This is a genomic window from Myxococcus sp. AB025B (assembly GCF_006518215.1).
Classification (GTDB): Bacteria; Myxococcota; Myxococcia; order Myxococcales; family Myxococcaceae; genus Myxococcus; species Myxococcus fulvus.
Genome location: NZ_SRLW01000608.1, coordinates 1 through 1,772, shown reverse-complemented (window position 1 = coordinate 1,772; position 1,772 = coordinate 1). Strand labels below are relative to the sequence as shown.

Here is a 1,772-nt window from a genome sequence, read left to right as displayed (position 1 = left end):
CGTGGGGGCGGAGGACGCGGGAGGAGCGCTGGGGGAGTTGGAGGGGATGCCGTTGCCGGCGGCGCGCCATCTGTGGCTGGTGGAGCTGGCGATGTTGGTGTTGTTGACGGGCGTGGCGGTGGTGTTGGGGCTTCAGTTGCTCAATGTCTTCTCACCGACGTGGGGAGGCTTTGGCGCGGGGATGACGGCGTTCCTGTGGGGCTTTGGCTTGCATCAGGTGGGCAACGCCAGCTTCGAGGGACTGGCGGGCCTGTTGACCCGCGTGGACCGACGGGGCGGCGCGAGCGCGGGTGGAGACTCCTGAGGTGGTGCAATGGTGAGTATGCGGCCGTCTCTGTATCTGCGTCATGACGTGTATGAGCGCATGGGTGACGGGGATGTGATTGTCTACCGCTGACTGGAGTTGATTCCGGGTGGCGGGTTCGTGGTGCAAAGCGCGGACAGGATGCGAGGAGGGGACGGTCATGAGCGGCAGTTTCTCGAGCTCATGAGTGAGAGCGCGCCCGAGGAGCGGTCGGAGCCGTGCGCCAGTCTTGTCGAGGCGATTGCGAAGTTCAGGGCAGGGTTTTGTATTTGACTGGGCATTGTGAACCATAGGGACGGCGGCGCGTGCCGGGGGCGGCGACGGACCGCTTCCACCCTGCGCTGAACGCGGCGGGGGTGCCGCATCACTGCGAGATGTATGGCCGGCCGTTGCCGGGACAGAAGCCGTTCGGCTGTGACGGGGGCCACAACTTCAGTTGCTGGAACTACGCGTTCTACGACGTGCTGCCACGGAGGCTGGCGGTGCTCGACGGACCGTGAGTCGAAGGCGGTCCTGGAGCGAGGTCAGACCTCTTCGAACTCGGCGCCCGTGACGTTCGCCCGCTCCAGGGCCGTTTTGATGTCCTCGGAGACGATGAGGGCAACGGGCCAGCCCCAGGTGCGGAACACCTTCGCGTCGCCGACGCGTGAGGGGTCGAGCTTCATGCCGAAGACGCTGCGGTATTGGCCGAGCATGTCCGGCCGCTCGTCCTCCGGCTTCCAGTAGCGGACCTCTTCCGTCGCCGCGTCGTCGATGCAGCGGACCAGTCGAGTGGCGACGAGGATGAGGTACTCATCTGGACACCCCGTGATGTCCACGGGGTGCAGTTGCACATCGGAGGGCGCCAACTCCGTCAGGAGCATGGCGAGCTTGACGTGGACGACAGGCGTCCTGCCCGCGCCCGCCATGTTGAACTCGCACCGACGCCCTGGCTCTCGGACAGGAATCGTCAGGCGGCCCCTCGGATGGGCGGCGCGTCCCGACGTGAACTCCCGGATGTCCTCCAGTTCGTGCCCGCGCTCATCCAATGGCGTCCCCAGGTACCAGTTCCCTGCCTGCACGGCTTCGTTGAGCCTGAAGTATCGAGAGGGAGTCGGCATGGAGGACTTCCGGGGGGCTTCATCGACCTTGAGTCAGGAGCTTGTGAAGGAGCGTTCCCGGCGTCTGGGCTTCTTTGCCGAGGATGCGCAGTTCGTTCGTGAGTGCCTGCCGACAATCTACCACCCTTCGGCAGCTTCCCAGTGCATCCTCGAGCCGGTCCATCACGAACCGATGATATCGCTCGGGATGAGGCCCCTTGTGACCAACGACCTCGACGATGTTCTCGGGGTCCTTGAGCTTCATCCCGGCCCGTTGGAAGAGCTCGCGGAATCGCGGTGACCAGGGGCCGCCGCGCACGGTGGAGACGTCGTTCTTGTTCGTGGCGATGTGGTGACGCTCGCTCCTGCCTTGCATCCCCTGGCTCGCC

The 1,772-nt window shown here is 65.2% G+C and carries 3 protein-coding genes and 1 pseudogene; 2 read left to right on the top strand and 2 right to left on the bottom strand.

The features are described from left to right. Window positions 1-304 (top strand): annotated as a pseudogene (locus FL311_RS43005) (hypothetical protein); the annotation flags it as partial. 305 nt (window positions 305-609) lie between these two features. Next, window positions 610-804 (top strand): hypothetical protein, encoded by a 195-nt coding sequence (locus FL311_RS43000; protein WP_228557478.1) that lies wholly within the window; start codon window positions 610-612, stop codon window positions 802-804. 24 nt (window positions 805-828) lie between these two features. On the opposite strand, the gene FL311_RS42995 is transcribed toward FL311_RS43000, so the two are convergent. After that, on the bottom strand, window positions 829-1,404 hold the full coding sequence (locus tag FL311_RS42995) for a DUF1629 domain-containing protein (RefSeq protein ID WP_141333443.1): 576 nt from the start codon (window positions 1,402-1,404) through the stop codon (window positions 829-831). 19 nt (window positions 1,405-1,423) lie between these two features. Next, window positions 1,424-1,772 (bottom strand): AHH domain-containing protein (locus FL311_RS42990; RefSeq protein ID WP_194869635.1); only part of this gene is annotated, 349 nt, incomplete at its 5' end.